This is a genomic window from Acinetobacter sp. UBA3106, from assembly GCA_002365595.1.
GTDB lineage: Bacteria > Pseudomonadota > Gammaproteobacteria > Pseudomonadales > Moraxellaceae > Acinetobacter.
The window spans coordinates 206,137-206,671 of sequence record DFAM01000009.1 but is presented as its reverse complement, the minus strand read 5'-3'; the positions used below and the strand labels follow the sequence as shown (position 1 = coordinate 206,671).

General features: G+C 36.1%; 1 pseudogene. It reads left to right on the top strand.

What is annotated here, in order from left to right:
• Positions 1 to 296: 296 nt before the first annotated feature.
• Positions 297 to 535 (top strand): annotated as a pseudogene (locus tag B4C48_RS03655) (aromatic acid/H+ symport family MFS transporter); the annotation flags it as partial.

Below are 535 nucleotides of genomic sequence, written 5' to 3'. Positions count from 1 at the left end.
TTTTTTATGCGTGGGATTTTTACCAAGAGTTTTTATTCTAAAAAAATAACTAAGTTTTATCCTTTTTAATCCACATTTTATATTGTCAATTTAAGAATGGTTAAAAACTAGACTCATGGGGCTAGGAATTTGGTCAATTTTAATACTTTAGTAGTGTGTTTAGTCAAAAATAGCTGTGTTCAACTGAGTTTGTTACGGAAGTGTGGCGCTATAAGTCATCAAAAATAATAACTAAGAATTAGGGTCATGGGTCGTACTGAAAACAACGAATAACAACTCACAGGAGGTGAGTATAAATGGCAGAAAACACGAAGAGAGTAGCAAACACGATTAGTGTGAATGATGTGATTGATCATGCAAAATTCACTAAATTTCACTTAAGCATTGTATTGTGGTGTTTATTCATTGTTCTATTTGACGGATATGATTTAGCGATCAATGGTGTAGTTCTGCCTCTGCTGATGCAGGAGTGGGGCATGAGTGCTGTTCAAGCCGGTATGCTGGCAAGTACAGCACTCGCTGGCATGATGTTTGG